This is a genomic window from Bacillus cereus group sp. MS39, from assembly GCF_040448665.1.
Lineage (GTDB): Bacteria > Bacillota > Bacilli > Bacillales > Bacillaceae_G > Bacillus_A > Bacillus_A wiedmannii.
The window spans coordinates 1,978,116-2,004,425 of sequence record NZ_CP123058.1 but is presented as its reverse complement, the minus strand read 5'-3'; the positions used below and the strand labels follow the sequence as shown (position 1 = coordinate 2,004,425).

Here is a 26,310-nt window from a genome sequence, read left to right as displayed (position 1 = left end):
TCATCTCTCCTAGTCTAATTAGATTTTAAGTCAAAAAAATTAATCATTTCCTTTATGGAAGTAACATGTTTCTCATATTGGCTAACACACGTTTATTTCATAAAATCTTAACTCGTCTGGTCATAGCCCAAAAAAGAAGAGCGAAAGCACTGACAGAGGATCCGAGTAAGGAAACCCCTCCCCAACCAAAGTGTGCGTATATTTGAGTCGAAGCAATTGAACCACCAGCACTGCCGATAGAATAAAAAACCATATATCCAGCAGTAAGTCGACTCCGTGCTTCTGTATGCAATGGAAGAATCATGGTTTGATTCGTGACATGTATTGCTTGTACGGCCAAATCAAGTAGAATTATCCCTATCACTAATGCGATTAATGACTGCTCCATATAGCTGATGAACAACCATGAAATCAATAATAGAGCTAAAGCAATGCCTGTCGTTCGTTGTCCGTAACCTTGATCGGCCAATTTCCCTGCCCGTGCCGCAGCTAAGGCTCCAGCCACACCTACAAGACCGAATGCACCAATTGCACTATGAGATAGAGCAATTGGCGGTGTACTAAGTGGCAGTACTAGTGAAGTCCACAAAATGCTGAAATCAGCAAAAATCAGCATGGCTAGAACGGAGCGAACGCGTAACGTTCGTTCTTGAATAAACAAAGCAAGCACCGATCTAATCAACTGAGGGTAGGATAGCGATTTTACCTCGCGTTCAACATTGGGCAACATCTTTATAAACATAAAAACCATCAAAAGCATGAGCGCTGCAGAAAATAGATATACAGAACGCCATCCCGTAACATCTGTTAATATACCAGCAAAAGTACGTGCGAGAAGTATGCCAATAACTATCCCACTTGTTACAATGCCAACGACACGTCCTCTTTCTGTAGGGGAAGCGATGGTCGCTGCAAACGCCACGAGAGTCTGTGTCACAACTGCAAGCAGACCCACCAAAGCCATACCTGCGAAAAGTACCATGCTAGAGGAAGCAGTACCAACTATAACCAGAGCTGTTGTAGATAATAGCATCTGGCCGACAATTAGACGTCGCTGGTTTAACAAATCTCCAAGCGGTACGAGTAGCAGTAAGCCCAATCCATAAAAAATTTGTGTAATGGTAATAACAACACCAATAATGGAATGGTTAATACTAAACTCATTAGATAGTTGATCAAGCAACGGCTGTGCAAAATAAATATTGGCAACAGACATTCCACAGGCAGTCGCAAACAATAATACCAAAGCGTGAGACATGGATGGCTGTTGATTCAAACTAGGTTTTGTTATGGAAGATTTATGACTTATCTTAGTGTAGAATGGCTCATCTTCTATATTTGTCTCTGTATTGCACATACCTTAACCTCCAATCACATTAGATTTTTAATAATAACATACCGTTCAGTACGATATGTTATTGGTAAATATAACTTAGCCTCATTCATGATGTCAACGATTTTTTTGCACTAAAGTTAATATTGCATTAAATGAATGGAGCTTGATTTGACAGGAAGAATGGCTAATTATATAATAATTACATACTGTTTGGTAATAAAAACAACAATTGTAATTACCTACACACCTATCCTAAAACAATTAATAAAATCAAAGTTTGAGGAGGAGAATTCTTAATGGCAAGAACCCGTGAATTTGATGAGGATCAAGTTTTAGATGCAGCAATGCAGTTATTTTGGGAGAAGGGATATGAGGCTACCTCATTAAGTGATCTTACTTCTAGAATGGGCATTCAACGCCCTAGTATTTATTCGACTTTTGGAGATAAGAAAGAATTGTTTGAAGCCGCACTTCGCAGGTATACAATGTCTCGGGCCTCTGATATACGAAATAGACTTCAAAGTCACTCCTCTGTAAAAGAGGCATTTTCTATTTTCTTTGCCGATGTCGTCAATGAAGAATACGCAGGGGATCTTAGTAAAGGTTGTTTTTGTATCAATACAATGGTTGAATTAGCACCTCATGATGAGAGATTTGAAATTTTGACCAGAGAACATCAAATGTACCTCGCCGTCATTTTTCAGGAGACGATCGAACGAGGTATCCAATCAGGTGAGCTGGAAGTCAACACAGATGCAAAGTCTTTGGCACAGGCACTGATTGTAGCGTTAATCGGTCTAACGGTTATGATGAAATCTCGTCCCCAACGTTCATTTGTCGACAATGTAATAGCAGCGACGCTCACATTACTTAAGTGATATGAAAGTACGAAAACTATACCTTTATAGGGGTAGCGTCAAATCTCCATCAAATCAAAATCTCATACCACCTCCAGAACGAAAATTTTATGCATGTTGTTCGTATTTATTGTTTGGGGATAGATCGTTCTTTAAGCTTGATGGCGATTCGGTGCTATCCCTTAAACATCTGGACTTTAATATCTAATTAAAAAAATGCAAACAAAACGACCTTTAATCAGTCGTTTTGTTTGCATTTCCTTTTTCTAAAACCACAGAAAAGATAAGTACTATAGTTAACAGCATAATAAACCTTACTTCACTTCCATCACTTACAAAAAATGAATACAAAGTATAAATTAAAATTAATATTCCATAAATAACTTTGTGCAATGAACTCCCCCCTTTTCATCCTACCCCTAAAATAAAAAATTTTAATTTTTTAGATAACATTACTGTCGACGTTCAAAAGCAAGACGTATAGCAAGACCCGTTAAGACACTTGCCATAAGCCAACGTTGCACTCGTAACCACGTTGGGCGTGCGCCAAACCATGTAGCAATTTTACTTGCTGTAAACACAATTAGAAGGTTGACTATAAAACTAACAGTGATTTGCGTAAGGCCTAAAATTGCACCTTGTAGAAGCAACGATCCCTTTTCAGGATTTTCAAATTGAGGTAAAAGTGACACATACAAAATAGCAATCTTTGGATTTAGAAGATTAGTCATAAGTCCCATCAGAAATAATTTTCGTGGTGGCTCATTAGACATAGTACGAGGTTCCATAATAGATGTAGCACCAGGTTTTATCGAATTCCAGGCGAGCCAAAGCAAGTAAGCAGCACCTGCCCACTTGACTGCTTCGTAGACAGCGGGTACTGCAAGGAATAAAACTGTAAGTCCGAACATTGTTGCGATTATATAAATTACAAATCCGAGCATAATGCCCAAGAGAGAAATAAATCCTGCCATACGCCCTTGCGTAATGGAACGAGAAATGAGATAAATCATATTAGGCCCTGGTGAACAAACCATGCTAAGCGAAACAATTGCAAAAGCTAACAAAGTACTAAAGCTAACCATAACCCTTCCCCCTTTATGTTACATAAAATTTCCTATTGTACATTTTATCATGATTAAGGAGAGAAAAGATTAATATAAGCCGATGCAGCTAAGGAATATGATCGGATGGAATGTATGGTAATCACATACTTGTCCTTCTCTTAAAGAGAGATTTAAAAATAACCTATCCATAGCGATACTAAAGCAACTACTAACAAAGCAAAACAAATTGTGATATTTCGAACCCACTTTTGTATATCATCAAAATACCTTTCTATAAATATAGCGTTAATATAAACGATAAGAAATAGAACAACGAAAGTAAGGGAACCCAATTTATCGTTAAATTTTTCATTGGTATATGTGCTTACATGAAGGAATAGAAAAACAAACGCTACTATGAATAGCTCAAATATCCTTTTTTTATTCACCCTGCCACCCCTAACAAAAATTCCCTTTTATTCCATTTTACCAGAACATAATGTGTAGCAGCTTATGAATAATTTATTTATGTCAAAAAGGCTAACAATTTAATATTGTTAGCCTCTACTTTCCATATTCGTACCTTTTATCACTTTACTTCCTAACAACTGGAATCCACATTTCACCAAATACTAAGCCGTCTCTCTGTCCCATCTCAACCGTTGTATTCGGCCCACCAACATAGGCAACATCTTTTGCATCTGGTAAAGCTTGACCGAAGGCGATGCCAGTAAGCTTATTACTTAACTCTTCAGCCGTTTTGTCTTCCCCTTTCACTACTAAGTATTCTCCCTTCGGAAACTGAATCATTCTAGATGCTTCTTCTATTTGTGCTTCTGTCATGACACCAGCATAATACATCATCTTATTATTCACCGCTTCGCTCACAGAAAAAATGTATTCGTTTGTAGCTAGAGCTTTTAAAGTATCTAGCCTTCCATCTTCTTTAACAGCCGACCAAAAGTCTTCCTTTTCTTTATTTATTCCAGCAAAGTCTGTATAGGCACTCTTAATTTCAGTTCCAATACCTAACACAATAAAGCTAGCTTTTTCTTCAATCGTATAATTTTTCATATTCAAAACCTTCCTTTTTTAAAATGGATCAAATGATTTATCTTTTCATCTGATGAGTTTATAATATCTTTAAATCATGTCAAAAAATGATAGTGTTTAGGAGACTCCAATGAAAAAAGTTGAACGGATTAATACAATTATGCGGTATATCAACAATCGCTCCCACTTTACAATTACTGAAATCATACGAGAATTTAACGTATCACGATCGACAGCTATTAGAGACATTAGAGAAATCGAAGCTATGGGGATGCCACTTGTCGCTGAAGTTGGAAGAGCTGGTGGATATTTTGTTATGCATAACTCTATCCTGCCCGTTGTTCGCTTTACTGATAATGAAGTCAAAGCTCTTTTTATCGCCTTTATGGCTACAAGAAATCAACAACTTCCCTATCTAAAGAGTCGCCAGTCTTTAGCCGAAAAATTACTAGGACTCATCTCAGAAACCCAGCAAGATGACCTCGTTCTTTTAAATCAACTCTTGCTTTTTGAAGGGACTAACCCTCATAATCCCGATCTACTTGAGCTTTCTGACCTCCCCCACCCTATGTTAGAAAAACTCATCCAAATCCTTCTTTTGGATAGACATTTATTGATTACCGTCAAAGAAGAAGAGAAAATAGAGTCTTACCCAATTTATCTATTACACCTTTATCAAGAAAAAAGCCATTGGATCATTGAAGGGTTTGACTTAAAAGAAGAAAAGAAACTGCTATTTCCTGTCGATGACCTCGTCCATATCGAACCGTACACGACGAAAAAGAGGTTAAATAAGAAACAGATTTTAGAAAAACTCAATAAGAAGGACGAAGAAATTAACCTTGTACTTGAACTTGGTCCAAAAGCGATTGCCCAGTACAAAAAATACCATCCTTTAAAAATTTCAATTTCTTATACAAACCCTTACCAATCCACAGCCATTTTAAAAACATTTATCGATGTTAACAATTCCGATAAAGTGACAGATATAACAAATTGGCTACTTTTCCTAGGGAAAGATATTACAATCAAGGAAATGCCTGAAGAAATATTAAACGATTTACAAGAGCGGTTATGTTTATATTCTCCATAAGCAGTGATCGGTTAAACCTCAACATATTGAGGTTTATTCGTTACCAGTTTCCTATATTTTTTACCATGAGAGCACAATAAATAATAAAAGCACGGAAAATCTCCCCGTGCTTTTTCAAAAAAATATATAATTTCGGATGACTTAATTCACTTACCCTAACTGACGTTTAAATGCTTTGCTAGCGAAAAAGTAAGAGATGATCATGATACCCACGCACCAAGCGAGTGCAGTCCAAATGTCGTTGCCAACAGTCCCTTCATATAATAGGGCGCGAATCGCATTCACGATTGAAGTTACAGGCTGATTCTCAGCGAACGCACGAACAATTTTAGGCATCGTTTCAGTAGGTACGAAGGCCGAACTAATAAATGGAAGAAAAATTAGCGGGTACGAGTAAGCTGTCGCCCCTTCCATAGACTTCGCTTTCAGCCCTGGAATGATAGCTAGCCATGTGAGCGCTAACGTAAACATCCCCAGTATTCCCGCTACCGCAAGCCAATCTAGCATATTTGCACTAGAACGAAAGCCCATTAAGAGCGCAACAAGAATAACCACCACGATAGTAAGTACATTAGCAACAAGAGAAGTTAAAACGTGAGCCCACAATATTGATGAGCGCTTAATAGGCATCGTAATGAAACGTGCCATCAGCCCACTCTTTACATCCGTAAATAATCGTACAGAAGTATAAGCTACACCGGATGCGATAGCCATTAACAAAATTCCCGGCAATAAATAATTAACGTAGTTATCCGTTCCAGTCTTTATAGCCCCGCCAAATACGTAAACAAACAATAACATCATCATAATCGGTGTAATTGCTACTGTAATAATTGTATCCGGACTACGCATAATATTACGCATTAAACGCCCTAGTAATACCCCTGTTTTGTTTTTCATTTACATCTCCTCCTTTTTACCGATAATCGCAAGAAAAATTTCTTCCAACGTCGGCTGCTTCTCGATATACTCTACTTTTGCTGGCGGGAACATCTCTTTCAGTTCTGTAAGAGTACCTGTCGTAATGATTTTTCCGCCATGCAAAATAGCGATACGGTCCGCCAGTTGTTCTGCTTCCTCCAAGTACTGAGTCGTGAGCAAGATCGTTGTGCCGCTGCCGGCAAGTTCCTTGACAGTATCCCACACTTCGATCCGCGCTTCCGGATCAAGTCCAGTCGTTGGTTCGTCTAGAAAAATAACTGCTGGCGCCCCGATCAAACTCATCGCGATATCAAGTCGGCGCTTCATCCCGCCTGAATACTGGTCTGCCCTCTGGTTGGCCGCATCAGTCAGGCTAAATCTTGCAAGTAGATTATCAGCAACTTGAGTGGGATTGGAAACACCACGTAACTTAGCAATCATTATCAAGTTTTCCCTTCCAGTAAGCATGCCGTCTAAAGCTGCGAATTGTCCTGTCAAACTGATGCTTTGACGAACATGATCTGGTTGTCGCTGGACGTCAAAACCGCAAATACTTACTTCACCATCATCTTGATTCATTAGCGTTGAAAGGATGTTGACCGTTGTCGTCTTTCCCGCTCCATTTGAGCCTAGCAGCGCGAAAATTTCGCCACGCTGCACATCAAAATCCACTCCCTTTAAGACTTCTTTATCTTTAAAAGATTTTTTTAACCCTTTTATAGAAATCGCTGCATTGCTCATACTTTTTCCCCCTTATTAAAATAGGTTACCTATAACCTCTATTTAGTATCACTGATAATCTGTATTACTTAGTACTGGTTTAAAAATATAACTGAATAGCGATGGCGGCAATTCACATTTGTAACCAGCTAATCAGTCGGTATTACGTATTGCATTTATTTTTTTCTCAATTTCTTCATAATACTTTCATTCAAATCTTCACGATACTTAGAGACATACGTTTTAGCGTTTGCCACTAGTTCATCAGCAAAGGATGCTACGTCTTCCCCAGTAATGTCAAGCACTTGTCTGCCTTCCGCTGCACCAGCTTCAAACAAATCGATTAATTCATACTGTATGTGCAGCATATCCATCCCATTACCCGCTGAGAAATTCCACATGTAGTTTTGAATTTTCTTAAACACAAACTGATAATCCTCTGGCAGTGCTCCAACACGTGCCATCATCATTTTGTACTCTTTTTTATCACCGATTAATTTTTTAAACATTTCCAACATCTTATTTTCCTCCTTTTTTATAAAGCAGAACAAAAAACTCTCCAAATATGAGCCGGAACATTTTATATTATGAGGCTAGTTTGACTTCAAGACGTTAATTTTTGAAGATACAAAATCCCATTTTTTCCAAAACAGTTCAAGCTCCTGACGACCATCCTCATTTAATGAATAAAACTTACGAGGCGGCCCCATATCTGATGGCTTCTTTTCAATATTTACAAGCTTTTTCTTTTCTAATCGTACGAGGATAGTATAAACCGTCCCTTCCACAACTTCGGTAAACCCAAGATCATTCAGGTGGCGGGTAATCTCATAGCCATACGTTTCACGGCGACTAATGATTTCCAGCACACACCCTTCCAGTGAACCTTTTAGCATTTCAGTTAAATTTTCCATGTCCTGATCCTCCTTTACCCCCTATTCTGTCTGACTTATATTCAGTATCACAGAGTACTAAGGCGAATTTTTACTGAATAGCTTTTGAGTAAAACCACACTATTCAGTATTACTTATTACAACTACATTGTATGACTAAGTAGCTATTGATGTCAACTGATTTTTAAATTTTTTCTAAAATCCGCTATTACCTCTTGTTTACTGAAAACATTTTGAAAAACAACACTACTCAGTATCACCTATTACTTCTACATTGTATGACTGAGTAGTTGTAAATGTCAACACGATTTTTATATTTTTCTAAAATCAACTATTACCTATCAGTTACAGCCCATTTTCTTTTTAAAGAAATTTCGCCACATACCTATACCTATCCGGCCAAGAAAAGAAAATACCCCAAAACAAATATTCTACATTTTTGTTTTGGGGTGCTATAGGTTAGCTCTTCTTCTTAATAAGACAAATCATCCTTTTGTTACGATAACATCATTTCCATATCTTCCGCTGCAGTTGTAATTAGTTTTAAACCGAATGTTTCTTGTAATACATCAAGCACGCCAGGTGAAATAAATTCAGGCGCCTTTGGACCGATGCGAATATCTTGAATACCAAGACTAAATAGCCCAAGTAAAATGGCAACCGCTTTTTGTTCAAACCATGATAGAACAATACTAACTGGTAATTCGTTCACTTCACATTGGAAAGCATCTGCTAAAGCAGCCGCTATTTTCACTGTAGAAATTGAATTATTGCATTGTCCTAAATCAATGTAACGCGGAATCTCTGTACCAGGCACAACACCATAACTCACATCATTAAAACGGAATTTCCCGCAAGAAGTTGTTAAAATAACTGTTTCTGGCGGAAGCGACGTTGCTAATTCACGATAATATTCTCCGCCTTTTCCCGGAGCATCACAACCTGCGATGACAAAGAAACGCTTAATCTTTCCTTCCTTTACTGCATTAATAATTTCCGGAGCTAATGATAATACTGTATTATGATGAAACCCTGTTACTAACTGTTCATCCGACTCCATATGTACTTCTGGAAGTTCTAGCGCCTTTTGAATCAACGGTGCAAAATCATCATTTTCAATTTTTTGTACACCCTCTAAACCTGCAATATCATATGAAAAAAATCGATCAGAGTATGATCCTTTAATTGGCATAACACAGTTCGTTGTCGCTAATATAGCACCTGTAAATTTTTCAAAAAGACGTCGTTGATCATACCATGCCTTACCAATGTTTCCTTTTAAATGTTTATATTTTTTCAGCTGCGGATAACCGTGTGCTGGTAACATTTCAGAATGCGTATAAATATTAATTTCTTTTCCTTCTGTTTGCTTTAATAACTCTTCTAACGCAAATAAATTATGACCAGTAACTACAATTGCTTTACCTTCTACATGGTTTTGTGTAATTTGAACAGGCTCTGGAACACCAAAGTGATTCGTATGTGCCTCATCTAACAACTCCATTACTCGTAAAGCCGATCTCCCTACTTTCATAGCCATATCAATATGTTCTTGTTCATTAAAGTTAGAATTGGTTAATGTCATATACAGTGCTTCTTGCGTTGTAGCATCTACAAATGCATCAGTATACCCTAGCTGAGCAGCATGCGTACGATAAGCTGCAATTCCTTTTAGCCCAAACACAATCGTATCTTGTAAACTTGCAATTGTTTCATTTTTACCGCAAACACCCATCACTTTACATCCACCTGTTGGCGTTTGTTCACATTGATAACAAAACATTATCATCCCACCCTCTCCCAATCATTCCTTACAAATCAAGCATAATACCCATTAGGAAAAAAGGATGTGATATCAATCACAATAATATGTATAAATTTGTGACAATTTATATTGTTTACATAATATTTTTATTGGCACCCCCCAAAAAAACCATTACATAATCCTGTTGTTAAAGTTTTCAAATAGCTAGACTATTACTGAATTACATATTTAACTTTCTAGTTCATAGTACGAAATGAAAATTTCGTACTATAAATCTCTTAAGCAAACAGAAATAGACATACAAAAACGCTATTCTTTCTTTTTATCATTCAACAGAAAGAATAGCGTTTTTTCGTTTTGAAGAACTATCAATTTTTTGATTAAGGATTTTATGAAAAATCACTTTTTTTACAATATATTTACACTATCTTTACAATGTTTACATTTTTTATATGATATATTTATATAGAATCTACTTAAGAAATTTCATGTACATTGTTATCTTTATAATCTCTGATCTGATTGATAAGAGATTATGTTATATTTTCATACCAGGGGTGAATTAGGATGACTGAAACTTTAAAAACACTTATAATGCTCGATATTACTTACGTTGTTATAGCAATTATGACGGTACTGGTATTTGTATACTTGGAATTAAAATCTCAGTAACGTATGCAGGCATAATTGATAGCTTCGCATTTAAATATAGCTAGAAGAAAGCGAGGAGAAAATTGTTTCTCCTCGCTTTTATATTCCCATAATTTCTTATTTCAACAAATCCAATGTATGTAAAAGTAACCCTCTGTCCCCTACTTCTCCATGACCAGGCACTACTGCATTTATGTTCCCATATCGCTTCAGCACATTTTCAATCGATGTAGACCATTCATTTACATAGGCATCAGCGACATTCCCTAAATTTTTAGCTTCCGCAGATTTCACTAAACAACCTCCAGCTAAAATGTTATATTGCGGTAACCATACAACGATATTATCTTCTGTATGTCCTTTCCCTGGATAAAACGTTTCTACTTTCATATTTTCAAACTTTAATTTCGTAATTGTTTGTAAATCTCCAAGTGGCTCTTCATATCCATTTTTCTTTGCTAATTCCGCAGTTAATGCCGTACTATGCGCTTTAATGCCTCTTTCTTTCAACGTTTTTATTCCGCCAATTCGATCAGCATGCGCATGTGTAATAATGACATCCGTTACGCGCTGCTTAAATTTCTTTTCTACCATCTCTATTAATTCCTTCGTTAACTTATCATCCCAAGAAGAATCGATAAGTACTAAGCCTTTTGAAGTAGTAAGAACTAGACCGTTCGAAGGAACTGCTTCTCCGTTAAAATAACCTAACTCCGTATGAACCCATACATTTTTGTTTAACTGAGAAATTGAAATAGTTCCTGTCTCATTTTTTATTACTTTTTGCTCTAGCTTTTGTTCCGCTTTCACAGAAGAAACTGTACTAACAAATTGAGTTGTTCCTAGCAAACTAACACATACCCCTAATTTTAATAATGTATTCTTTTTCATTTTCTCCACCCTTTCTTTCAAACGAAATAGTTATTACCTATATTAGACAATTCATCTCAAATGTTTGTTCCATCTTTTTTACATATTTTTCATACCATTAATAAAAAGCGCACAAAATTTTGTGCGCTTTAAAACTTAACCTTTTATTCCATAATTCTCAAACTCTTCCTCATTCCCATAAAATACATTCAAATCAATATACTTCTCTTTTCCATTATAACCATTTAATCTCCCGCGATTCGTGTATTGCCAAAACGTCCATTTTCTCTCATCAGATAAACTCGGTTTTGTAAAGACACTACGAATCCATATATCACATTGGGGATACGCATCCTTTATATACAGATCATATGCCTCTTGAGTTGCATACAATATTACTTTCTTACCGTAATGTTTTTCTAGCATTTCAATCATGACCGACAACTCTTTCGCAACATCTTCACGCTTAGGCGGATTATCTTTTTTATTAGCGTAAAACTCAACATCAATTACGGGTGGCAATGCTTGTTTATATTTTGGAACAGTTCGTATATATTGCTCTGCTTGTGTTTCACCCTTACTATCAAAACTAAAAAAATGATACGCTCCGACGCGCATACCTGTCTTATTCGCATTCGTCCAATTTTTCGAAAAGTACTTATCCACAAACGCGCTTCCTTCAGTAGCCTTTATAAACGCAAACTTCATATTTTGCTTTTCCAACTCTCTCCAATCTATATCCCCTTGATATGATGCAACATCTACACCTTTTATTTCATACTTATCCGAACTTATTTGATTCGGAATAAATATGCCTTGAAATACTAAGTAGGCGAAAACACTCATTACACTAATTAAGGTAAAGACTCCTCCTATAATAAGCTTCTTTTTCATTCGTATCCCCCATCTTTACACATTAATATTCCACTTACCATTCACGTTTTTTATTAATCATCATTTTTTCTTCAAATGCCTTATCTAAATCAATTTCTAACTTATTTGCTAAATCACATACATTCCAAATTACATCAAACATTTCTAAGCCAATCTCTCTTTTCGAATCTTGTATTTTATCACGCTTTAATATCACTTCCGCTAATTCACCCAATTCCGCCATCGTATACATCGTACGCTCTTCAATGGTTGTATCTTTAAATCCTTTTTCTTTACTGAAATTTGATACATATCTCTGGAATTCCACAATATTCATACTTAATCTCCCTTCATGATAAATACTCCGTTTTTCTATTACACTTAAAATCTATTTTGTTAAATTATAACATTCATACTATAATTTATTTATAGCCCTTTAACGGAGGTGTTTTCAATGACTATCTTCGCTTCCCCATCATTATTCATACTAGCAATCATTTCATTTGCACTAGCCTATTTCATCGGAGTTAAACAATACACTTGGCTCTTATCAGGATTCAATGAACGCCGTGTGCCAGATAAAGGTAAGTTATCAAAAATAGTTGGTCTTTATAATTTAACTGCTGGTATTATCGCCACAATTGGTAGTGTCTTCACTACTCCTAATGTCAAAATCTTATTTCCTATCATTATAATTGGCCACGTTATAATCGCTGCTTATGTAAATACACGTATGGTACAATGAAAAAAGACCATCCAATCGGATGATCTTTTTTATAATTTATCGACATATTGCTTCGCTTCTAGTAAAGAAAACCCAAAAGCCTCTCTTACTCTCTTAACTGCTGTAACTGTTTTACCTTCTTCCATAAGCTGACGCAACTCTTTATTAATTTCAGGTTCTCTATCTACAATTCCCATTTCTTTCGAAATTAGCTGTAATCTATCTTCCATCCTCTTTAAACGGGCATCCGTTTTCTTTTCGATTCTATTTAATTTTTCAGCAATATAAATAAATCCAAAGACCGCTATCGGTATGATCATCCAAAATTCCATGACTATTCCTCCTCATTAGCTTTCATTTGTTTTATTTCACTAACTTATGTAAATTTTACCACAAGACACATTTAATGTATAATAGTAATATACAACACTGTTGATAAAACCTTTTATTTTAGGGGGGCACTTCATGAAAAGATTTTTAAATACGCTACTACAATTTGTAGTTCTTTCAATGGCACTACATTTATTATTTGATATCGTTGGCTGGCTTGTTTTCAATGCGCCAATTCAAAACAAAGAAATCATTATCTCTTTACTAACAACCTCATGGCTTATGTACATGTACCGAGATAAATTTTTTAAAGCATTCACTTCGAATTAACTAAAAGAACTTCATCGATAAAAGATGAAGTTTTTTCTTTTTCTCTCATCCTCTCTATTAACTACCGTATAATAGAACTAATATTCTGTCTTTTATAAGGAAGGAGTCACTATGAACTTAAAAAGCAACACTATATACGAGAAAATGAACCAATATTCCGTTGCAGGTTTAAGCCTTGCCGTTATACGTGATGGTAAACTAGATGAAGCAACTGCCTGCGGAACACTTGAATCTGGAACTAATAGAACTGTTACTACAGATTCCATATTCAATTCTTGTTCTATTAGCAAATTCATCACCACAATTCTTGTACTAACATTATCAGATCAAGAAATCGTACATTTAGATGAAGACGTAAATGATAGACTCACATCTTGGAACATCCCTACCAATCTATTTACTTCACAAAAAAAGGTCACATTGCGAAACTTGTTATGTCACCAATCTGGAATCATTGATCCTCCTAATAGCTTTGAACATTATCTACTTGCACAAGGGCAACCAAACATGTCTGAACTCCTTGCCGGTAAAACATCATATTGTCCCGTACCGATAGAAATAGCTTATAAACCAGAAAGCGAATTTCACTACTCTGATGCAAACTTTTGTATTATCGAACTACTACTTGAAGATATAACTGGAAAACCATTCACCCTTTTACTTGAAGAATATATCTTTCAGCCACTCCAGCTAAAGAATAGTACGGTATTCTCTCCTGAAGATATAAATAAAATGGAGCCCTTTGCTTGCGGGCATAATAAAGATGGCACCATTACAAATGAGAAGTATCCATTTTATCCATTCGCAGCTGCTTCAGGCATTTGGACAACACCCACTGACTTATCAACTTTAGTAATTGAAATCATTCATTCCTTACAAGGAAAGGGCAAACTAAAACTTTCTCAAATAACAGTACAAGATATGATTTCTCCTCAAGGTTGCTCAAAATGGACTGGACTAGGTGTTTTTCTAGATGATTCTAACGAAGACTTACAAATGTATTCACTTGGCTGGGGCGTGGGATTTCAATGTATGATGGTATGCTATCCATACCGAGGTAATGGTGCCGTTATAATGACGAACGCCGACTTAGGTGTTCATCAAATGGAAGGGATTATTGGTGACGTTTTTAAAACGTTATCCTTATAATGAAAAGAAAGAAGCTGTTCCTTCCAGCTTCTTTCTTTATATTACATTTTTCGCAACAATTTTTATATGTTCTGGTGCGATAATCTCCGTTATACTTTCTTGGAAATCTTCCCGCAACAATTCTTCAATATGTTCTAGCTGCACTTCAACATGTGTGCATTCTAAATTATGTATATTTAATAGTGCATAATGATCTTTTTTCTTAATTACTAAATATTGATTTTCCTCTGTTACAAGTACCGATCCTAATCGGACTCCTAGTAGGCGTTGATCATCAAACTTCACAATCATTTCCCCCTTCCTTAATCCAAAACACGATTACTATGTAATAAAATAACATTTTATGTAATCTATTCTTTATAAACTATATCACAATTTATTAAAATATAAATATCATATTTCCTTTTACTAAAAATCCCTATTCTTTTATATATTTCGATACAAAAAACTTTCTCAACATAAAATTAGAATTTTCAGTTTTTATTCTCATGAAAATCTATTATAATAAAGTTAATAAATGTTTGACCTCTCCTAATTCATGTACATATGGATGATCAGTAGTTGCTGCTACTGATCTATTTTTTTGCTCCATATCTCTAAGAGTAGTTCATTATTTTATTCGCCAAGCCATTCACTCACCAGTTCAATCTAATAGAGGTTTAGTAATGCTAATACTAAACCTTTTCCTCATAAAATATAATTCTATTTGAAAACGGATCAATCACAGTTAATTCCATTGTATCCCACGGTGTTCTCTCTATATCAGGTTTTGAATAAGCATAATCTTTACTTGATAAAATAGCATAATAACTTTTTAAATCCTCTATTTTCACCCGAATCGCACCGCCTGGCGAAGCATCACCATGATGTTCTGATAAATGTATTACAGCATCATGTAACGAAATTTGCATATATAATGGCATATGCTCCTCATACCGATGTTCCCAATCCAGTTTAAATCCTAAAAAATCTATGTAAAATAGCTTTGCTTTTTCAATATCAAAAATTCTAAATATAGGTGTAATCATTTATAATCTCCTCCTATTTATAAACATCTGCCGCCAGTTCCCTCAAAACATCCACATTTACTACTTCAAAGCAACCATTATTTTTCTTTATAATCTCTTTATCACAAAAAATATTTAATGTACGTAATAGGTGCCGATAACTAGTTCCTAACAATTCAGCTGTTTCCGTTAAATTCCCACTAAATACAATTCGATTTCCGTGCTGCACCGCTCGTTCCCCTGCTGCTAACATATAACTCGCAAGTCTATTTTCAAGTGGATATAATAAATTAATTGTACTATTTTTTGAAAGTCGGTTTAATTTATGTGCTAACGATCCACAAATACACCGTAAAAATTTCGCATCATGAAATAGTTGATTTCTCACTTTCCCTAAAGGCAAACCAACACAATATGAATCTGCCATTACTTGTACGTTTGAAGCAGTCTTTTGAGAATGAATTAACTCCACATCTCCTAACAGCTGCAAACTATCATAAAAGCATAGTAATACAGATTTCCCGTTACTTAATGTATTAAACGCTTTCGCTTTTCCCTCAACGAAGAAAAATAAATAATCTATCTCTTCATTTTCTCTACAAATAAACTCATTCTTTTTAAAAAATATTAATTCCATATACGGCTTCATATCATTAGTAAAAAATGCGTCAATATTATTTTGTTTCATATACTCTGCTAATTTAATAGAATTACATACTTTCTTCATAGTCCCCCACCTTTACAACTACTCCCCATTGTAATCAAAATTTTCTTCTTCCACTATGACATATGTCATAGTAATAGACAATTTCAGCATGATACAGTCATTACAAATATGAAATATAAAGGGGATATTACATTGTATAACTTTCTTTCTGTCTTTATTGGTGTGCTTATTGCCATTATGCTCCCATTGAATGGGATTTTATCTGAGTTAATTGGCAAGTATACCGCAAGCGTTGTCATTCACCTTGTCGGTTTAATTGCAGTTATTTTCGTTTTAATCATAAACAAAAATAAAATCCATTTTAATAAAGGGATTCCACTTTTCTTATATAGCGCTGGCGCGATTGGTGTATTCACTGTTCTTTTTAATAATATAAGTTTCTCCGTCCTTGGTGCCTCCATTACAATCGCATTAAGTTTATTCGGTCAATCCATTGCTTCCATCGTTATTGATCATTTTGGCTTATTAGGAATGAAAGTTTCAAAGTTTGAAAAGAAAAAACTAATTGGATTATGTTTCATCTCTTCTGGAATTATAATCATGACAATTTATTAATGGGGGCAAAAAAATGTTATATATTACTATCGCTATTTTAGCTGGTGTTTCTATCGTTGTTGCTAGAATTATTAATGCGAATTTAGCAGCGAAGATTGGAAATTGGGAAGGCACGTTTTTTAATTATATTACTGGATTATTTTTCTCTATGTTATTTTTACTTTTCAGTTCAGATTCATTGTATATTCCAATGCATACATTACAATCTATTCCTATCGCTGTTTACTTAGGCGGATTAGTAGGCGTTATCGTCATCTCATTATCGAACTATATCACTCCTAAAATATCAGCATTTTATTTAACGTTACTCATCTTTATTGGACAGTTATTTGCGGGGACTATCATTGATTTCATTTTGTCACACGAACTCTCAATGGGCAAAGTTGTCGGTGGCATTTTCGTATTAATTGGGCTCACTTACAATTTACTCGTAGATCGTCCGATAAAAACTGTGAAGCATAACCAAGTTCAACTATAATACTTTACGCTTACCTATCATATATTAATAGAAACGCTCTTCATACGAAGTAATAGAGAGGAGAATATTCTATTAAAAAAATCATTTTACTGCTTTGTAGCACATTGATTATTTTTGGTATCGTATGGTTTTTCAACTCAGAAAAATCTATTCAAGACTTCTATACAGCAAATAAGCCAAAGAAGAAAGCTACTATCATTTCAACTCAAAGAGACCCAAATGAGCCCCCTGTCTTTTTAGGAAAACAGGAAATAAAAGATATTCATGTCGAGTCAATTAAAACAAAAAAGGATATCTTTCTCACAAAAACAGATGAATTAAAAACGTTTATTAACAGTATGGATACCGCCAAAAAAGGCAAATTAACATTAGATGAAGAAGGATCAGATTTAATAGATTGTGATATGTGGATTACTTTCGAGGATGGAACTTATAAAAAATATTTCATATGGGTAGTTGATCATCACAGTAGTGAAGTGATGATTGCTCAGCAAGATACTCCCGATGATGTAAACCTTACGTACTATCAATTAAATGAAGATAGTTCAAAAAAAGTTTATAACTTATTCAAAAAAATTATTTAAACGAAAAAGTCATGAGCTCATTCGCCCGTGACTTTTTGCACTATATATATTCCGGGAACACTTTACATCCCTTTTCCTGCTCTATATCATGCCCAAAGAAAACAATCGGCTTCTCTTTTATCACAACTTCTTTTAAACGTTTAATTGAAGATAAAGCTAATTCTGGATCAAATCCAGCAAACGGCACTTCCTCTTCAAAATTCTCTTTCGTATAAGATGCATCAATCGTTAATAATACAGAACCGGATTTTTCCGTCTCAATTAATAGCGATTGATGCCCTGGAGTATGGCCTGGTGTATGCAATAATTGAACTCCTGATACGACTTCATAATCACCTTCAATGATTTTGTAGTTTAAATTCGGCAATATACATTCTTTCAAATATTCTTCGCTATGCTGCGCCGCCTCATATTCAGCACGCTGTACAATGATTGGTGTATTTATAAAAGCGCCATTTCCTCCTGCATGATCAAAATGCAAGTGAGAACTAATAATATAAAGAAGGTCTTCCGGCTCATAACCAACCCGTTTTAAAATATTCACGATTCTATCTTCTTCAGTCATTTTCGGTAAAATCTGCCCTTCAACAAATGTACCGTTAAAAAGACCTTCATTATTAACTGCACTTTCTGGCATACCTGTATCTACTAAAATAGGTCCTTCTTCAGTCTCCAAAAGATAACACCAAACCGGTAAGTCTAATAATTCTCCTGGTGTTAATGTACTATTAACAGACGAATGATCCAACATACAACGACCTGCTGGGACGAAATAAAGCTTCTTTACTGTCATTATGTATCCACCTTTAAATTTAGTTTTGAATAAAACAATACAGTAAAGAATTCCTCTTGCTAGAAATAAACTCCTTCTCACTTTTCATTGTTTCAGCTATTATTTTTGAGTCATTCACAAATTCTTCTTACACTATTAATTATTATTCGTTATTTTTCTAAGAATCCAGGGTAATAAATCAACTGTTTGTATTTTGAAATACGAAAAGGATACACACTTAAACGAAGGTTACATAAAAAAAAAACCGACTACCTATATGTTGAAAAAAGGAGTCGGTTCTTTTTTATTTATTATTGCTCTTTATGTGCGACGAGCTGAGATTATAAAAGGTAATATGCTATTGGTTTTTCACTGTAATATTTCCGTTATGTGTGTTTAATTTAATTATATTTTCTCCCTTTCCAATAACCGTATTCCCGTTATATTTATTCAGGATATTCGCGCTGCCGTTGTCGACAGAAACATTAAATTGAACATTAGTTGGTTCTTTTTCGGTTTCAATATTAATTTTCCCATTATGAGTCATAAAATTGAGATTTCGATCCAGTTCATTCGTTTTAAGAGTAAGACTTCCATTTTTAGTTTGCCCCTCTATTTCACCTTCAACATGGTCTAGCATTATTCGTCCGTTGTTCGATTTCACATGAATATTTTGTGCCAATACATCTTTGAAATCCATAATTCCATTGTTTGCTTCTGCGATAATTTTTGGCGAATTGATTTCTCTTAATTCAACATGTCCATTGCTTGTATTGATATTAAAATGTGTTGCGTTTAGTTTTTTAGCAGAAACGTAGCCATTATTATTGGAAACTTTTAATGAATCATATTGTTTTTCAGGTAGATACACATTTAATGTTAATGGAGCCAATACTTCAGAAATATTAAAGTTGAACCAGCTCTGTTGTTTTTCTTTATAAGAAATGAGAAGCGTTGAATCTTCCTCATCCGTAGCTAATGTTCTTTTTACGTTTGGATTAACCTCGCCATCTAATTTTACTTTCACGTTACTATCTTTTGTAGGATTGATATTAACACGAACGTTATTTGTATCAATAATGACGCTTGACACATTATTATTATTAACGACCTTTTCTTCTGAAATTGGTACTGCAGCAATTGAACGATAAGTGAATAAACTTCCGATAATACCAATAATGAAAATAATACCTGCAATGATTGAAAGACTCTTTTTATTTATCATGCTTCAAACCACCTTTTACTAATGCTATATTGAACTTTAAATAACGAACAAATCCATTCTTTGCTAGCTTCGTTAAAAATAACATAGCAATAACAATGAAATATCCAAGTCCACAAAGTGCTAAAGAAACAAAAAGATTAAATAGCAAGAATGTATTTGGATGTATAATCGTATCAACTAAAACAAGTAATGGTGCGCCTAAAAATGAGATACCTAGAACCCATCCTGAAAAAATTAATGCCGCTAATGTAATTGCAGGTCCAAGCACGATTAACAAATTAAAAAAACCTAATCCAATTACTGCCCAAATTGCCCGAAAAACATTTCCTGTTGTTGCACTTGCTGTTACTTTCTCAATATGATAATCTGCTAATAACTCTTTGGCGATTTGAGCTGGAGAGCCTAATGAAGTTGCAATTTCTTCTTCACTTTTCCCTTCCTCTAATCCGAAAGTAAAATGTTCTTCATAATCTTTTAAAATTTCTGCACGCTCTTTATCAGATAACCTTTTTAGAGATACATTTAATTGTTGTAAAAATTTATCTTTCGTCATTACCTACACCTTCTTTAATTAATTGATTGACACCTTGTGAAAACTCATTCCATTCCTCCAAAAGTTGATACAAATACGTTCTACCTTTATCCGTCAGTGTATAATACTTTCTTGAAGGGCCTTCTGAAGACTCCTGTAAATACGTTGTAAAATATTCTTCCTTAGTTAGCCTTCGAAGAAGAGGATAAACAGACCCTTCTGATATTTCAATTCGATTGGAAATATTTCGAACTAATTCATATCCATAACGGTCTTGCTTATCCAGTAAGACAAGAACACAAAGTTCTAAAACTCCTTTTTTAAATTGTACATTCAATATTCATTCACCCTATTCTAATTGATATCCACTACTGTTTATTATTTAGTACTATTTTATAACTAATAACTACAAGTATAATATAACACTTGGTATTGTTCATTGCAAGGTACACTGGAAAAATAAGTATACCTCTCATCCGACGCTTATAAAATCAGAGTGATGGATGTTGCTCGCCAGTTACAAAGTTCTAAATGAAGTTGAAACAGCTCTTTTACAAAATGGAAAGAACTCAACTTTTTTACATAATGACGCTTTACCTACTATAATAAAAGAGAAAAACTCTTACTTTAATGGAGGGAATACAAATGAAAGCAATTGGTTTACATGAATACTTACCTATTGAAGAAGAAAACAGTTTAATTGATATTGAAGTTGAAAGACCTGTTGCTACAGGAAGAGATATACTTGTTAAAATTAACGCTATTTCCGTTAATCCAGTTGATACAAAAGTTCGCTCTCCGAAAGATAAAAAAGAAGATGTAGCGAAAATACTTGGCTGGGATGCTAGTGGTGTCGTCGTACAAACGGGCGAAGGTTGTACGTTATTTAAAGAAGGCGACGAAGTATTTTACGCTGGAAGTATTACGAGACAAGGTACATATAGTGAATACCACCTAGTTGATGAACGAATCGTTGGCAAGAAACCTAAAACGTTAAGTGATGCTGAATCTGCAGCACTTCCTTTAACAGCTATTACGGCTTGGGAAGGTTTATTTGAACGTTTAAGCATTGATTATAATAAGAAAGATGAGAATACATTCAAAAACATTTTAATTATCGGCGGGGCTGGTGGTGTAGGTTCAATTGCAATTCAACTTGCGAAATGGGCTGGACTGAATGTAATCACAACTGCATCTCGTAATGAAACGATACACTGGGTTGAAAAATTCGGTGCCGATTATATCGTTAACCATCACCAACCTTTACAAGATCAAATATTAGAATTCGGGATAAAAGATGTAGATTATATTTTCTGCTTAAACAATACAGATCAACATTGGCAAGCAATATGCGACCTCATTAAACCACAAGGAAAAATTTGCTCTATCGTAGAAAATGAACACCCTCTTGAGATGGGTATTTTAAAAAGTAAAAGTGCTACATTCGTTTGGGAATTTATGTTTACAAAAGCGATGTATGAAACTGGTGATATGATTACGCAGCACGAACTATTAAATAAAGTAAGCGAACTATTAGATGAAGGCATTTTAAAGACTACTCTAAATGAAACATTAACACCAATTAACGCTGAAAACGTAAAGAAAGCACACGCACTACTGGAAAGTGGGCGTACAATTGGGAAAATCGTTTTAGAGAAATTTTAATAACAAAAAGTCCGATTTCTTATTTGGAAATCGGACTTTTTTCACCTTTATTTACTTGAAATCTCTTGATCATTTTGAACGTCTAACGGAGCTCGTTTCCCTATTCCGAAAGCATAGAAACTAATTGTTACGATAGCTAAGAAAACAATACCTACAACTAGTGAAATACGCGTATCATCATTAAACCACATTCCAATTAATACCATAATTAAAAAGGCAATTGTTAAATAGTTTGTAACAGGAGCAAATGGCATTTTGAACGGATGATCTTTCATCTCTGCCCCTTTTGCTTTTCTAAAATTAATTTGACTAATTAATATGACGAACCATGGTACCATACCAGGAAGTACGCTCGCACTATATACATATACGAATAAGTTTTTCGGTGCGATATAACTTAATACAACACCGACTGCTAAACCGATAATTACACCAACTGTACCGAATAAAGGCACACCATTTCCAGAAAGTTTCGTGAAATACTTCGGTGCTTGTCCATTTACACCTAACGTATAAAGCATACGGCCCGCACTATAAATACCACTATTACAACCCGACATTGCTGCTGTAATAACAACGAAGTTAATCAGTCCAGCTGCTGCCGTAATACCAACCTTCGCAAAAGTTGCTACGAACGGACTACCAATTGTACTTAATTGATCCCACGGATACACAGTTACAATAACGAAAATAGCACCAATATAGAAAATTAAAATACGCCAAATTGTACTTTGAATTGCTCTTGTAAGTGTCTTCTTCGGATTTTTCGCTTCACCAGCAGTAATACCGATTAATTCCACACCTTGGTATGCACCAACTACAAGTGATAAAGCAAAGAAGAATCCTGAAAAACCACCTGTAAAGAAACCGCCATTTGACCAAAGGTTAGATATACCAATCGCTTCTCCGCCGTTACCAATTCCAAAGAAAATAAGTCCAAATCCCGCAATAATCATTAATAGAATTGTAACGATTTTAATCATCGCAAACCAAAATTCAAATTCACCAAATGACTTAACAGAAATTAAATTAGCTGCGCCAAGAATAACCATTGCGATTACACCTGGTATCCAAGCTGGTAAGTCCGGGAACCAATATTGCATATATGCTCCAACCGCAATAATTTCTGACATCCCAACGATAACCCACTGGAACCAGTTACTCCACGCTGTCATATAACCAGCTAACGGATGAATATACTTATGACCGAACGTCGCAAATGAACCTGTACTCGGCTCCATATACAACATTTCACCCATCGCACGCATGATGAAGAAGATAAAAATACCTGCAATTGCATAAGCAAGCATGACTGACGGACCTGTCCATTTAATCGTGCTGGCCGACCCCATAAACAAACCAACACCAATCGTTCCACCTAAAGCAATCATTTGAATATGACGTGCTTCTAAGCCCCTTTTCAATTCCTTGTTTGCCACTTCATTTCCCCCTCTTAGATGATTCATAGCCGCATTTTAAAACAAGATGCTTTCCCCTAATTCCTTTCGGCCCTGAAAATGGTGAAGCAAACGTCATTTTACACTAGCTTTAAAGCTATCCTAAAATCGTTTTTTGCCTCTTACAAAATTCTCAAAACCTTTCATCTTCCAATATTCTATAAATCTTAAAATTACTTACCTTATATTAATTCATTTATCTGAAAAGTTCAATTATTTTTTCAATAAATTATTATACATAAGTCTGATTAATTTTTAACTAAATTAACAATAAAATACATCTATTCAATATGATTCCGGTATGAATATTATTACAATATAAATAACCGAGGAGAGTATTTCTTCCTCGGTTTCACATCTCATGTACTTCAATCTTTATAGTTGATAACGCAATTTCCCACACGTCCGATTTATATACCAACCAGAAATTTAATATATTAATAAACTACTAACTTCTTTAATCCAGCCCAATTTTGAGGCAGGAATCTTGCTGCCTCAAAACAGCGGGATAAAATATAAAAGAGTCTCATTAAAAAATGAGACCCTTTTACCATTTCATATTTAACTCATTTTTGAAGTTTCTTTACCTAAAATAAACACTTTAGTAAACACCATCATGATAACTACAATAACCAGAAAATAAAGTGGCATCACGAGTAAAGAGCCCGTATGCAGCTGACTCATTCCCCAAATTGTTATCGTTACAATGACATAGTACCCTAAGCTAAACAAAGCTCCGGCTGTACCAATGACATCTTGAAAATCTACTAACGCTAAACTTAAACAGTTAGGTAGCGCTATCCCAATTCCTAATAGCAATATAAACATCGCTACTAAAAATACAATCATATATATTATATTCGGATTTGATCCAACCGAAGTAATAATAGATAAAGCGACTGCTCCCCCTGTCATTACAAGACAACCAATATATATAATTTTCTCTGGTTTATAAGTAGCAAGCAATCGTTTTGAAACTTTCGCTCCAATAATAGAAGCAGAAGCAACAACAATTCCTAAAAATCCATACATACTAGGCGATAACTGAAAGTATTCAATAAAGATAAACGGCGCTTCTGCATAATAGCTAAATAAAACACCATTCGCTCCTCCAATTAATATCCCATATGTTACTACTTTCGGATTTGTAATTAACCTCTTCAAGACTGAAAGCACATTTATTTTATTCGTTATTGAGTCCGTTTTTGTTTCCGGAAGAGAAACAAACGTATACAGAAAAATCCCGACACTCATAACTACTAAACTTAAAAATACGATTTTAAATCCAAACATTTGATCAAGAAAGCCACCAATTAACGGTCCTATCGCTGGTGTAAAAGCAATGACTGCCGAGATTTGAGCAAACATAACATGCCTCTTATGCCCTTCTACACTTTCACGAAGAATCGTTTGTGTAACAACAGAGCCAGCACTTGCTCCAAACGCTTGAATAAAACGACTTACCAATAAAACTTCAATGGAATTTGCAATAAAGCATAAGAAACTCCCAACGCCATATACGACTATTCCAAATAACATTGCCGGGCGACGGCCAATTATATCTGATAACCATCCAATAAAAAATACACCTAAAGCAAATCCAGCGAAATACACACTAAGCGTTAACTGTACCTCATTATTACTTACATGTAGCGCCTGTGAAATGTCAGGTAAAGACGGTGTATAAATCGTTTCACTAATTTGCGGAAATGCCACAAGAATAATCATTAACAAAAGTGATGGTACTGAGACTTTTTTCATTTTTCATACCCTCCTATAACTTTGAAAATCTCAGAAATAAAAAGACTTTCCTAAGCTACGGAACAGGAGGGGCCATTATAGAAATTCGATCATAAAACAACAAAGAAAACACCTCAATTACGTATGTTAATACTTATAGGAGGGTAATATTAACATTGATTTTAATATATACTTTTTCAATTATATTACATATTGCGTTTCTTTTTCTAGTGCTAGGCCTTAGAGTATTTGTTAAAAAGATAACTTGATGCCACCACCTTTTTATGGAATAATTAGGAATAGTTTGAATTGATAGATCAAATTATTGCACGATAGACTAGCATATTTTAATGTCGCAAAGCTTACACACAGGAGGATTTTTGTAATGATTGAAATTTTGAGGACAGTAATAAATTTCCTGGTTGCTCTATTCTCAGGAGAATTACCAATTGTATATTATGTGTGGATTATTATCCTATTCCTAATTCAAATAAGCCAATCTACTCTGAATTATAAACTCTTTAACAAGAAAGATAATTTCAGCACTTATACATCGGAAGGATTACTTGCTTTTATTATTTTATTATTTGGAGGTATGTTAGTATCTAAGTTACTTGCTTACATAATAGACGATCCTACTATTAGTATGACAAATGTAACACATTATTTTATTTCTCTTATTATATTAACTATATTTGTCGTCATAAGCTGTCTTAAAGATTTTATAGAAACATCTATCAAAAATAAAAATGTGTCTCTTTTTAGCTTTTTAGTAGTTTCCTTAATAACAAGTATACTTTCATTCAAGTTTTTATCACCTTTAATCGAAGGTTCTTTTTCTCTTTCTAAATCCTTTATAACCACTTTAATCATTCTTGTAACTATATCAATTCCTCTATTAATTGCCTTAGAGGAAAAGTATGCAGATGAAAAGTAATTCTTGCATTTATAGTTTGA

General features: G+C 34.8%; 33 protein-coding genes. 10 read left to right on the top strand and 23 right to left on the bottom strand.

Going from position 1 to position 26,310, the window contains the following annotated elements:
- Nucleotides 1–97: 97 nt before the first annotated feature.
- On the bottom strand, nucleotides 98–1,357 hold the full coding sequence (locus QEP67_RS10435) for an MFS transporter (protein ID WP_000336204.1): 1,260 nt from the start codon (nucleotides 1,355–1,357) through the stop codon (nucleotides 98–100).
- Nucleotides 1,358–1,632: 275 nt separating this feature from the next.
- Here QEP67_RS10435 and QEP67_RS10430 point away from each other — a divergent pair, with 275 nt between their 5' ends.
- Nucleotides 1,633–2,214: a TetR/AcrR family transcriptional regulator gene (locus tag QEP67_RS10430; RefSeq protein WP_000124675.1), complete on the top strand. Its 582-nt coding sequence runs from the start codon at nucleotides 1,633–1,635 to the stop codon at nucleotides 2,212–2,214.
- A 213-nt stretch (nucleotides 2,215–2,427) separates the two neighbouring features.
- Here QEP67_RS10430 and QEP67_RS10425 read toward each other — a convergent pair whose 3' ends face one another.
- The 4 genes from QEP67_RS10425 to QEP67_RS10410 form a co-directional block, all read right to left on the bottom strand.
- Complete coding sequence (locus QEP67_RS10425) at nucleotides 2,428–2,586, bottom strand: hypothetical protein (protein ID WP_000549711.1); 159 nt, start codon at nucleotides 2,584–2,586, stop codon at nucleotides 2,428–2,430.
- Between the two features lie 59 nt (nucleotides 2,587–2,645).
- Nucleotides 2,646–3,278, bottom strand: a complete 633-nt coding sequence (locus QEP67_RS10420; RefSeq protein WP_064057410.1) for a LysE family translocator — start codon at nucleotides 3,276–3,278, stop codon at nucleotides 2,646–2,648.
- A 152-nt stretch (nucleotides 3,279–3,430) separates the two neighbouring features.
- Nucleotides 3,431–3,688, bottom strand: a complete 258-nt coding sequence (locus tag QEP67_RS10415) for a DUF3963 domain-containing protein (RefSeq protein WP_001036172.1) — start codon at nucleotides 3,686–3,688, stop codon at nucleotides 3,431–3,433.
- A gap of 145 nt (nucleotides 3,689–3,833) precedes the next feature.
- A complete protein-coding gene (locus tag QEP67_RS10410) occupies nucleotides 3,834–4,313 on the bottom strand; it encodes a GyrI-like domain-containing protein (protein ID WP_000801020.1) in 480 nt (159 codons plus the stop codon).
- A 109-nt stretch (nucleotides 4,314–4,422) separates the two neighbouring features.
- On the opposite strand from QEP67_RS10410, the gene QEP67_RS10405 reads away from it, so the two are divergent.
- Complete coding sequence (locus QEP67_RS10405; RefSeq protein WP_000755071.1) at nucleotides 4,423–5,385, top strand: HTH domain-containing protein; 963 nt, start codon at nucleotides 4,423–4,425, stop codon at nucleotides 5,383–5,385.
- A 150-nt stretch (nucleotides 5,386–5,535) separates the two neighbouring features.
- On the opposite strand, the gene QEP67_RS10400 is transcribed toward QEP67_RS10405, so the two are convergent.
- The 8 genes from QEP67_RS10400 to QEP67_RS10365 all read right to left on the bottom strand — a co-directional run bounded on the left by QEP67_RS10400 (nucleotide 5,536) and on the right by QEP67_RS10365 (nucleotide 12,415).
- Nucleotides 5,536–6,285, bottom strand: a complete 750-nt coding sequence (locus tag QEP67_RS10400; RefSeq protein WP_000792378.1) for an ABC transporter permease — start codon at nucleotides 6,283–6,285, stop codon at nucleotides 5,536–5,538.
- Complete coding sequence (locus QEP67_RS10395; RefSeq protein ID WP_000063310.1) at nucleotides 6,286–7,047, bottom strand: ABC transporter ATP-binding protein; 762 nt, start codon at nucleotides 7,045–7,047, stop codon at nucleotides 6,286–6,288.
- A gap of 155 nt (nucleotides 7,048–7,202) precedes the next feature.
- On the bottom strand, nucleotides 7,203–7,544 hold the full coding sequence (locus QEP67_RS10390) for a DUF1048 domain-containing protein (RefSeq protein ID WP_000891990.1): 342 nt from the start codon (nucleotides 7,542–7,544) through the stop codon (nucleotides 7,203–7,205).
- A 75-nt stretch (nucleotides 7,545–7,619) separates the two neighbouring features.
- Complete coding sequence (locus QEP67_RS10385; protein ID WP_000429486.1) at nucleotides 7,620–7,940, bottom strand: PadR family transcriptional regulator; 321 nt, start codon at nucleotides 7,938–7,940, stop codon at nucleotides 7,620–7,622.
- Nucleotides 7,941–8,415: 475 nt separating this feature from the next.
- Nucleotides 8,416–9,702, bottom strand: coding sequence for a hydroxylamine reductase (hcp, locus tag QEP67_RS10380; protein ID WP_000458881.1), 1,287 nt, complete (start codon nucleotides 9,700–9,702; stop codon nucleotides 8,416–8,418).
- Between the two features lie 750 nt (nucleotides 9,703–10,452).
- Nucleotides 10,453–11,226 carry a BcII family subclass B1 metallo-beta-lactamase gene (gene bla2 / locus QEP67_RS10375; protein WP_000742464.1) on the bottom strand — a complete coding sequence of 258 codons (774 nt, stop codon included), beginning with the start codon at nucleotides 11,224–11,226 and terminating at the stop codon, nucleotides 10,453–10,455.
- Between the two features lie 135 nt (nucleotides 11,227–11,361).
- Nucleotides 11,362–12,099 (bottom strand): GH25 family lysozyme, encoded by a 738-nt coding sequence (locus QEP67_RS10370; RefSeq protein ID WP_000727828.1) that lies wholly within the window; start codon nucleotides 12,097–12,099, stop codon nucleotides 11,362–11,364.
- A gap of 34 nt (nucleotides 12,100–12,133) precedes the next feature.
- The gene (locus QEP67_RS10365; RefSeq protein ID WP_001028127.1) at nucleotides 12,134–12,415 is read right to left on the bottom strand and encodes a MazG nucleotide pyrophosphohydrolase domain-containing protein; all 282 of its coding nucleotides are present in this window, start codon (nucleotides 12,413–12,415) and stop codon (nucleotides 12,134–12,136) included.
- A 117-nt stretch (nucleotides 12,416–12,532) separates the two neighbouring features.
- Here QEP67_RS10365 and QEP67_RS10360 point away from each other — a divergent pair, with 117 nt between their 5' ends.
- Nucleotides 12,533–12,823, top strand: coding sequence for a DUF3784 domain-containing protein (locus QEP67_RS10360; protein ID WP_000151619.1), 291 nt, complete (start codon nucleotides 12,533–12,535; stop codon nucleotides 12,821–12,823).
- Nucleotides 12,824–12,852: 29 nt separating this feature from the next.
- Here the strand turns inward: QEP67_RS10360 and QEP67_RS10355 are convergent, their stop codons facing one another.
- A complete protein-coding gene (locus QEP67_RS10355) occupies nucleotides 12,853–13,134 on the bottom strand; it encodes a hypothetical protein (protein ID WP_000397706.1) in 282 nt (93 codons plus the stop codon).
- A gap of 133 nt (nucleotides 13,135–13,267) precedes the next feature.
- Between QEP67_RS10355 and QEP67_RS10350 the strand changes: the two genes are divergently transcribed.
- Together QEP67_RS10350 and QEP67_RS10345 are read left to right on the top strand one after the other, a co-directional pair.
- Nucleotides 13,268–13,462 (top strand): hypothetical protein, encoded by a 195-nt coding sequence (locus tag QEP67_RS10350; protein WP_000819667.1) that lies wholly within the window; start codon nucleotides 13,268–13,270, stop codon nucleotides 13,460–13,462.
- A 111-nt stretch (nucleotides 13,463–13,573) separates the two neighbouring features.
- Nucleotides 13,574–14,611 carry a serine hydrolase domain-containing protein gene (locus QEP67_RS10345; RefSeq protein ID WP_001050180.1) on the top strand — a complete coding sequence of 346 codons (1,038 nt, stop codon included), beginning with the start codon at nucleotides 13,574–13,576 and terminating at the stop codon, nucleotides 14,609–14,611.
- 36 nt (nucleotides 14,612–14,647) lie between these two features.
- On the opposite strand, the gene QEP67_RS10340 is transcribed toward QEP67_RS10345, so the two are convergent.
- The 3 genes from QEP67_RS10340 to QEP67_RS10330 all read right to left on the bottom strand — a co-directional run bounded on the left by QEP67_RS10340 (nucleotide 14,648) and on the right by QEP67_RS10330 (nucleotide 16,345).
- Complete coding sequence (locus tag QEP67_RS10340; protein WP_000666944.1) at nucleotides 14,648–14,896, bottom strand: hypothetical protein; 249 nt, start codon at nucleotides 14,894–14,896, stop codon at nucleotides 14,648–14,650.
- Between the two features lie 389 nt (nucleotides 14,897–15,285).
- Nucleotides 15,286–15,639, bottom strand: a complete 354-nt coding sequence (locus QEP67_RS10335) for a glyoxalase superfamily protein (RefSeq protein WP_000632387.1) — start codon at nucleotides 15,637–15,639, stop codon at nucleotides 15,286–15,288.
- Nucleotides 15,640–15,652: 13 nt separating this feature from the next.
- On the bottom strand, nucleotides 15,653–16,345 hold the full coding sequence (locus QEP67_RS10330; protein WP_000754838.1) for a cyclic nucleotide-binding domain-containing protein: 693 nt from the start codon (nucleotides 16,343–16,345) through the stop codon (nucleotides 15,653–15,655).
- 108 nt (nucleotides 16,346–16,453) lie between these two features.
- Here QEP67_RS10330 and QEP67_RS10325 point away from each other — a divergent pair, with 108 nt between their 5' ends.
- The 3 genes from QEP67_RS10325 to QEP67_RS10315 all read left to right on the top strand — a co-directional run bounded on the left by QEP67_RS10325 (nucleotide 16,454) and on the right by QEP67_RS10315 (nucleotide 17,962).
- A complete protein-coding gene (locus QEP67_RS10325) occupies nucleotides 16,454–16,900 on the top strand; it encodes a DMT family transporter (protein WP_002107980.1) in 447 nt (148 codons plus the stop codon).
- Nucleotides 16,901–16,913: 13 nt separating this feature from the next.
- On the top strand, nucleotides 16,914–17,378 hold the full coding sequence (locus QEP67_RS10320; protein ID WP_000965808.1) for a DMT family transporter: 465 nt from the start codon (nucleotides 16,914–16,916) through the stop codon (nucleotides 17,376–17,378).
- A gap of 89 nt (nucleotides 17,379–17,467) precedes the next feature.
- The gene (locus tag QEP67_RS10315; protein WP_074650912.1) at nucleotides 17,468–17,962 is read left to right on the top strand and encodes a hypothetical protein; all 495 of its coding nucleotides are present in this window, start codon (nucleotides 17,468–17,470) and stop codon (nucleotides 17,960–17,962) included.
- A 40-nt stretch (nucleotides 17,963–18,002) separates the two neighbouring features.
- Here QEP67_RS10315 and aiiA read toward each other — a convergent pair whose 3' ends face one another.
- The 4 genes from aiiA to QEP67_RS10295 form a co-directional block, all read right to left on the bottom strand.
- Entirely contained in the window at nucleotides 18,003–18,755 is a 753-nt protein-coding gene (aiiA, locus tag QEP67_RS10310) for an N-acyl homoserine lactonase AiiA (RefSeq protein ID WP_000216610.1), read from the bottom strand.
- A 337-nt stretch (nucleotides 18,756–19,092) separates the two neighbouring features.
- A complete protein-coding gene (locus QEP67_RS10305; protein WP_000608748.1) occupies nucleotides 19,093–19,959 on the bottom strand; it encodes a DUF4097 family beta strand repeat-containing protein in 867 nt (288 codons plus the stop codon).
- Nucleotides 19,949–20,512, bottom strand: a complete 564-nt coding sequence (locus tag QEP67_RS10300; RefSeq protein WP_000159076.1) for a DUF1700 domain-containing protein — start codon at nucleotides 20,510–20,512, stop codon at nucleotides 19,949–19,951. The genes QEP67_RS10305 and QEP67_RS10300 overlap by 11 nt, the downstream gene beginning before the upstream one ends.
- Nucleotides 20,499–20,828 (bottom strand): PadR family transcriptional regulator, encoded by a 330-nt coding sequence (locus QEP67_RS10295; protein ID WP_001102638.1) that lies wholly within the window; start codon nucleotides 20,826–20,828, stop codon nucleotides 20,499–20,501. Before QEP67_RS10295 ends, QEP67_RS10300 begins: the two co-directional genes overlap by 14 nt.
- Before the next feature lie 308 nt (nucleotides 20,829–21,136).
- Between QEP67_RS10295 and QEP67_RS10290 the strand changes: the two genes are divergently transcribed.
- Nucleotides 21,137–22,156 (top strand): zinc-binding alcohol dehydrogenase family protein, encoded by a 1,020-nt coding sequence (locus QEP67_RS10290; RefSeq protein ID WP_000643746.1) that lies wholly within the window; start codon nucleotides 21,137–21,139, stop codon nucleotides 22,154–22,156.
- A gap of 47 nt (nucleotides 22,157–22,203) precedes the next feature.
- On the opposite strand, the gene QEP67_RS10285 is transcribed toward QEP67_RS10290, so the two are convergent.
- On the bottom strand, nucleotides 22,204–23,595 hold the full coding sequence (locus tag QEP67_RS10285) for an amino acid permease (protein ID WP_001284429.1): 1,392 nt from the start codon (nucleotides 23,593–23,595) through the stop codon (nucleotides 22,204–22,206).
- Between the two features lie 579 nt (nucleotides 23,596–24,174).
- Nucleotides 24,175–25,374, bottom strand: a complete 1,200-nt coding sequence (locus QEP67_RS10280) for a multidrug effflux MFS transporter (RefSeq protein WP_000758002.1) — start codon at nucleotides 25,372–25,374, stop codon at nucleotides 24,175–24,177.
- Nucleotides 25,375–25,738: 364 nt separating this feature from the next.
- On the opposite strand from QEP67_RS10280, the gene QEP67_RS10275 reads away from it, so the two are divergent.
- The gene (locus QEP67_RS10275; RefSeq protein ID WP_000570028.1) at nucleotides 25,739–26,290 is read left to right on the top strand and encodes a DUF5823 family protein; all 552 of its coding nucleotides are present in this window, start codon (nucleotides 25,739–25,741) and stop codon (nucleotides 26,288–26,290) included.
- Nucleotides 26,291–26,310: the final 20 nt, after the last annotated feature.

Bases quoted from the DNA above. Each gene is read 5' to 3' on its own strand.
- QEP67_RS10365 (WP_001028127.1), bottom strand. From the start codon at position 12,415: ATGAATATTGTGGAATTCCAGAGATATGTATCAAATTTCAGTAAAGAA.
- QEP67_RS10280 (WP_000758002.1), bottom strand. From the start codon at position 25,374: ATGAAAAAAGTCTCAGTACCATCACTTTTGTTAATGATTATTCTTGTG.
- QEP67_RS10430 (WP_000124675.1), top strand. From the start codon at position 1,633: ATGGCAAGAACCCGTGAATTTGATGAGGATCAAGTTTTAGATGCAGCA.
- QEP67_RS10325 (WP_002107980.1), top strand. From the start codon at position 16,454: ATGAAATATAAAGGGGATATTACATTGTATAACTTTCTTTCTGTCTTT.
- QEP67_RS10395 (WP_000063310.1), bottom strand. From the start codon at position 7,047: ATGAGCAATGCAGCGATTTCTATAAAAGGGTTAAAAAAATCTTTTAAA.
- QEP67_RS10300 (WP_000159076.1), bottom strand. From the start codon at position 20,512: ATGACGAAAGATAAATTTTTACAACAATTAAATGTATCTCTAAAAAGG.
- bla2 (WP_000742464.1), bottom strand. From the start codon at position 11,226: ATGAAAAAGAATACATTATTAAAATTAGGGGTATGTGTTAGTTTGCTA.
- QEP67_RS10345 (WP_001050180.1), top strand. From the start codon at position 13,574: ATGAACTTAAAAAGCAACACTATATACGAGAAAATGAACCAATATTCC.
- QEP67_RS10385 (WP_000429486.1), bottom strand. From the start codon at position 7,940: ATGGAAAATTTAACTGAAATGCTAAAAGGTTCACTGGAAGGGTGTGTG.
- QEP67_RS10410 (WP_000801020.1), bottom strand. From the start codon at position 4,313: ATGAAAAATTATACGATTGAAGAAAAAGCTAGCTTTATTGTGTTAGGT.
- QEP67_RS10320 (WP_000965808.1), top strand. From the start codon at position 16,914: ATGTTATATATTACTATCGCTATTTTAGCTGGTGTTTCTATCGTTGTT.
- QEP67_RS10390 (WP_000891990.1), bottom strand. From the start codon at position 7,544: ATGTTGGAAATGTTTAAAAAATTAATCGGTGATAAAAAAGAGTACAAA.
- QEP67_RS10330 (WP_000754838.1), bottom strand. From the start codon at position 16,345: ATGAAGAAAGTATGTAATTCTATTAAATTAGCAGAGTATATGAAACAA.
- QEP67_RS10435 (WP_000336204.1), bottom strand. From the start codon at position 1,357: ATGTGCAATACAGAGACAAATATAGAAGATGAGCCATTCTACACTAAG.
- QEP67_RS10420 (WP_064057410.1), bottom strand. From the start codon at position 3,278: ATGGTTAGCTTTAGTACTTTGTTAGCTTTTGCAATTGTTTCGCTTAGC.
- QEP67_RS10350 (WP_000819667.1), top strand. From the start codon at position 13,268: ATGAAAAGATTTTTAAATACGCTACTACAATTTGTAGTTCTTTCAATG.
- QEP67_RS10290 (WP_000643746.1), top strand. From the start codon at position 21,137: ATGAAAGCAATTGGTTTACATGAATACTTACCTATTGAAGAAGAAAAC.
- QEP67_RS10355 (WP_000397706.1), bottom strand. From the start codon at position 13,134: ATGGAATTTTGGATGATCATACCGATAGCGGTCTTTGGATTTATTTAT.
- QEP67_RS10335 (WP_000632387.1), bottom strand. From the start codon at position 15,639: ATGATTACACCTATATTTAGAATTTTTGATATTGAAAAAGCAAAGCTA.
- QEP67_RS10275 (WP_000570028.1), top strand. From the start codon at position 25,739: ATGATTGAAATTTTGAGGACAGTAATAAATTTCCTGGTTGCTCTATTC.
- QEP67_RS10360 (WP_000151619.1), top strand. From the start codon at position 12,533: ATGACTATCTTCGCTTCCCCATCATTATTCATACTAGCAATCATTTCA.
- QEP67_RS10400 (WP_000792378.1), bottom strand. From the start codon at position 6,285: ATGAAAAACAAAACAGGGGTATTACTAGGGCGTTTAATGCGTAATATT.
- QEP67_RS10305 (WP_000608748.1), bottom strand. From the start codon at position 19,959: ATGATAAATAAAAAGAGTCTTTCAATCATTGCAGGTATTATTTTCATT.
- QEP67_RS10370 (WP_000727828.1), bottom strand. From the start codon at position 12,099: ATGAAAAAGAAGCTTATTATAGGAGGAGTCTTTACCTTAATTAGTGTA.
- aiiA (WP_000216610.1), bottom strand. From the start codon at position 18,755: ATGACAGTAAAGAAGCTTTATTTCGTCCCAGCAGGTCGTTGTATGTTG.
- QEP67_RS10405 (WP_000755071.1), top strand. From the start codon at position 4,423: ATGAAAAAAGTTGAACGGATTAATACAATTATGCGGTATATCAACAAT.
- hcp (WP_000458881.1), bottom strand. From the start codon at position 9,702: ATGTTTTGTTATCAATGTGAACAAACGCCAACAGGTGGATGTAAAGTG.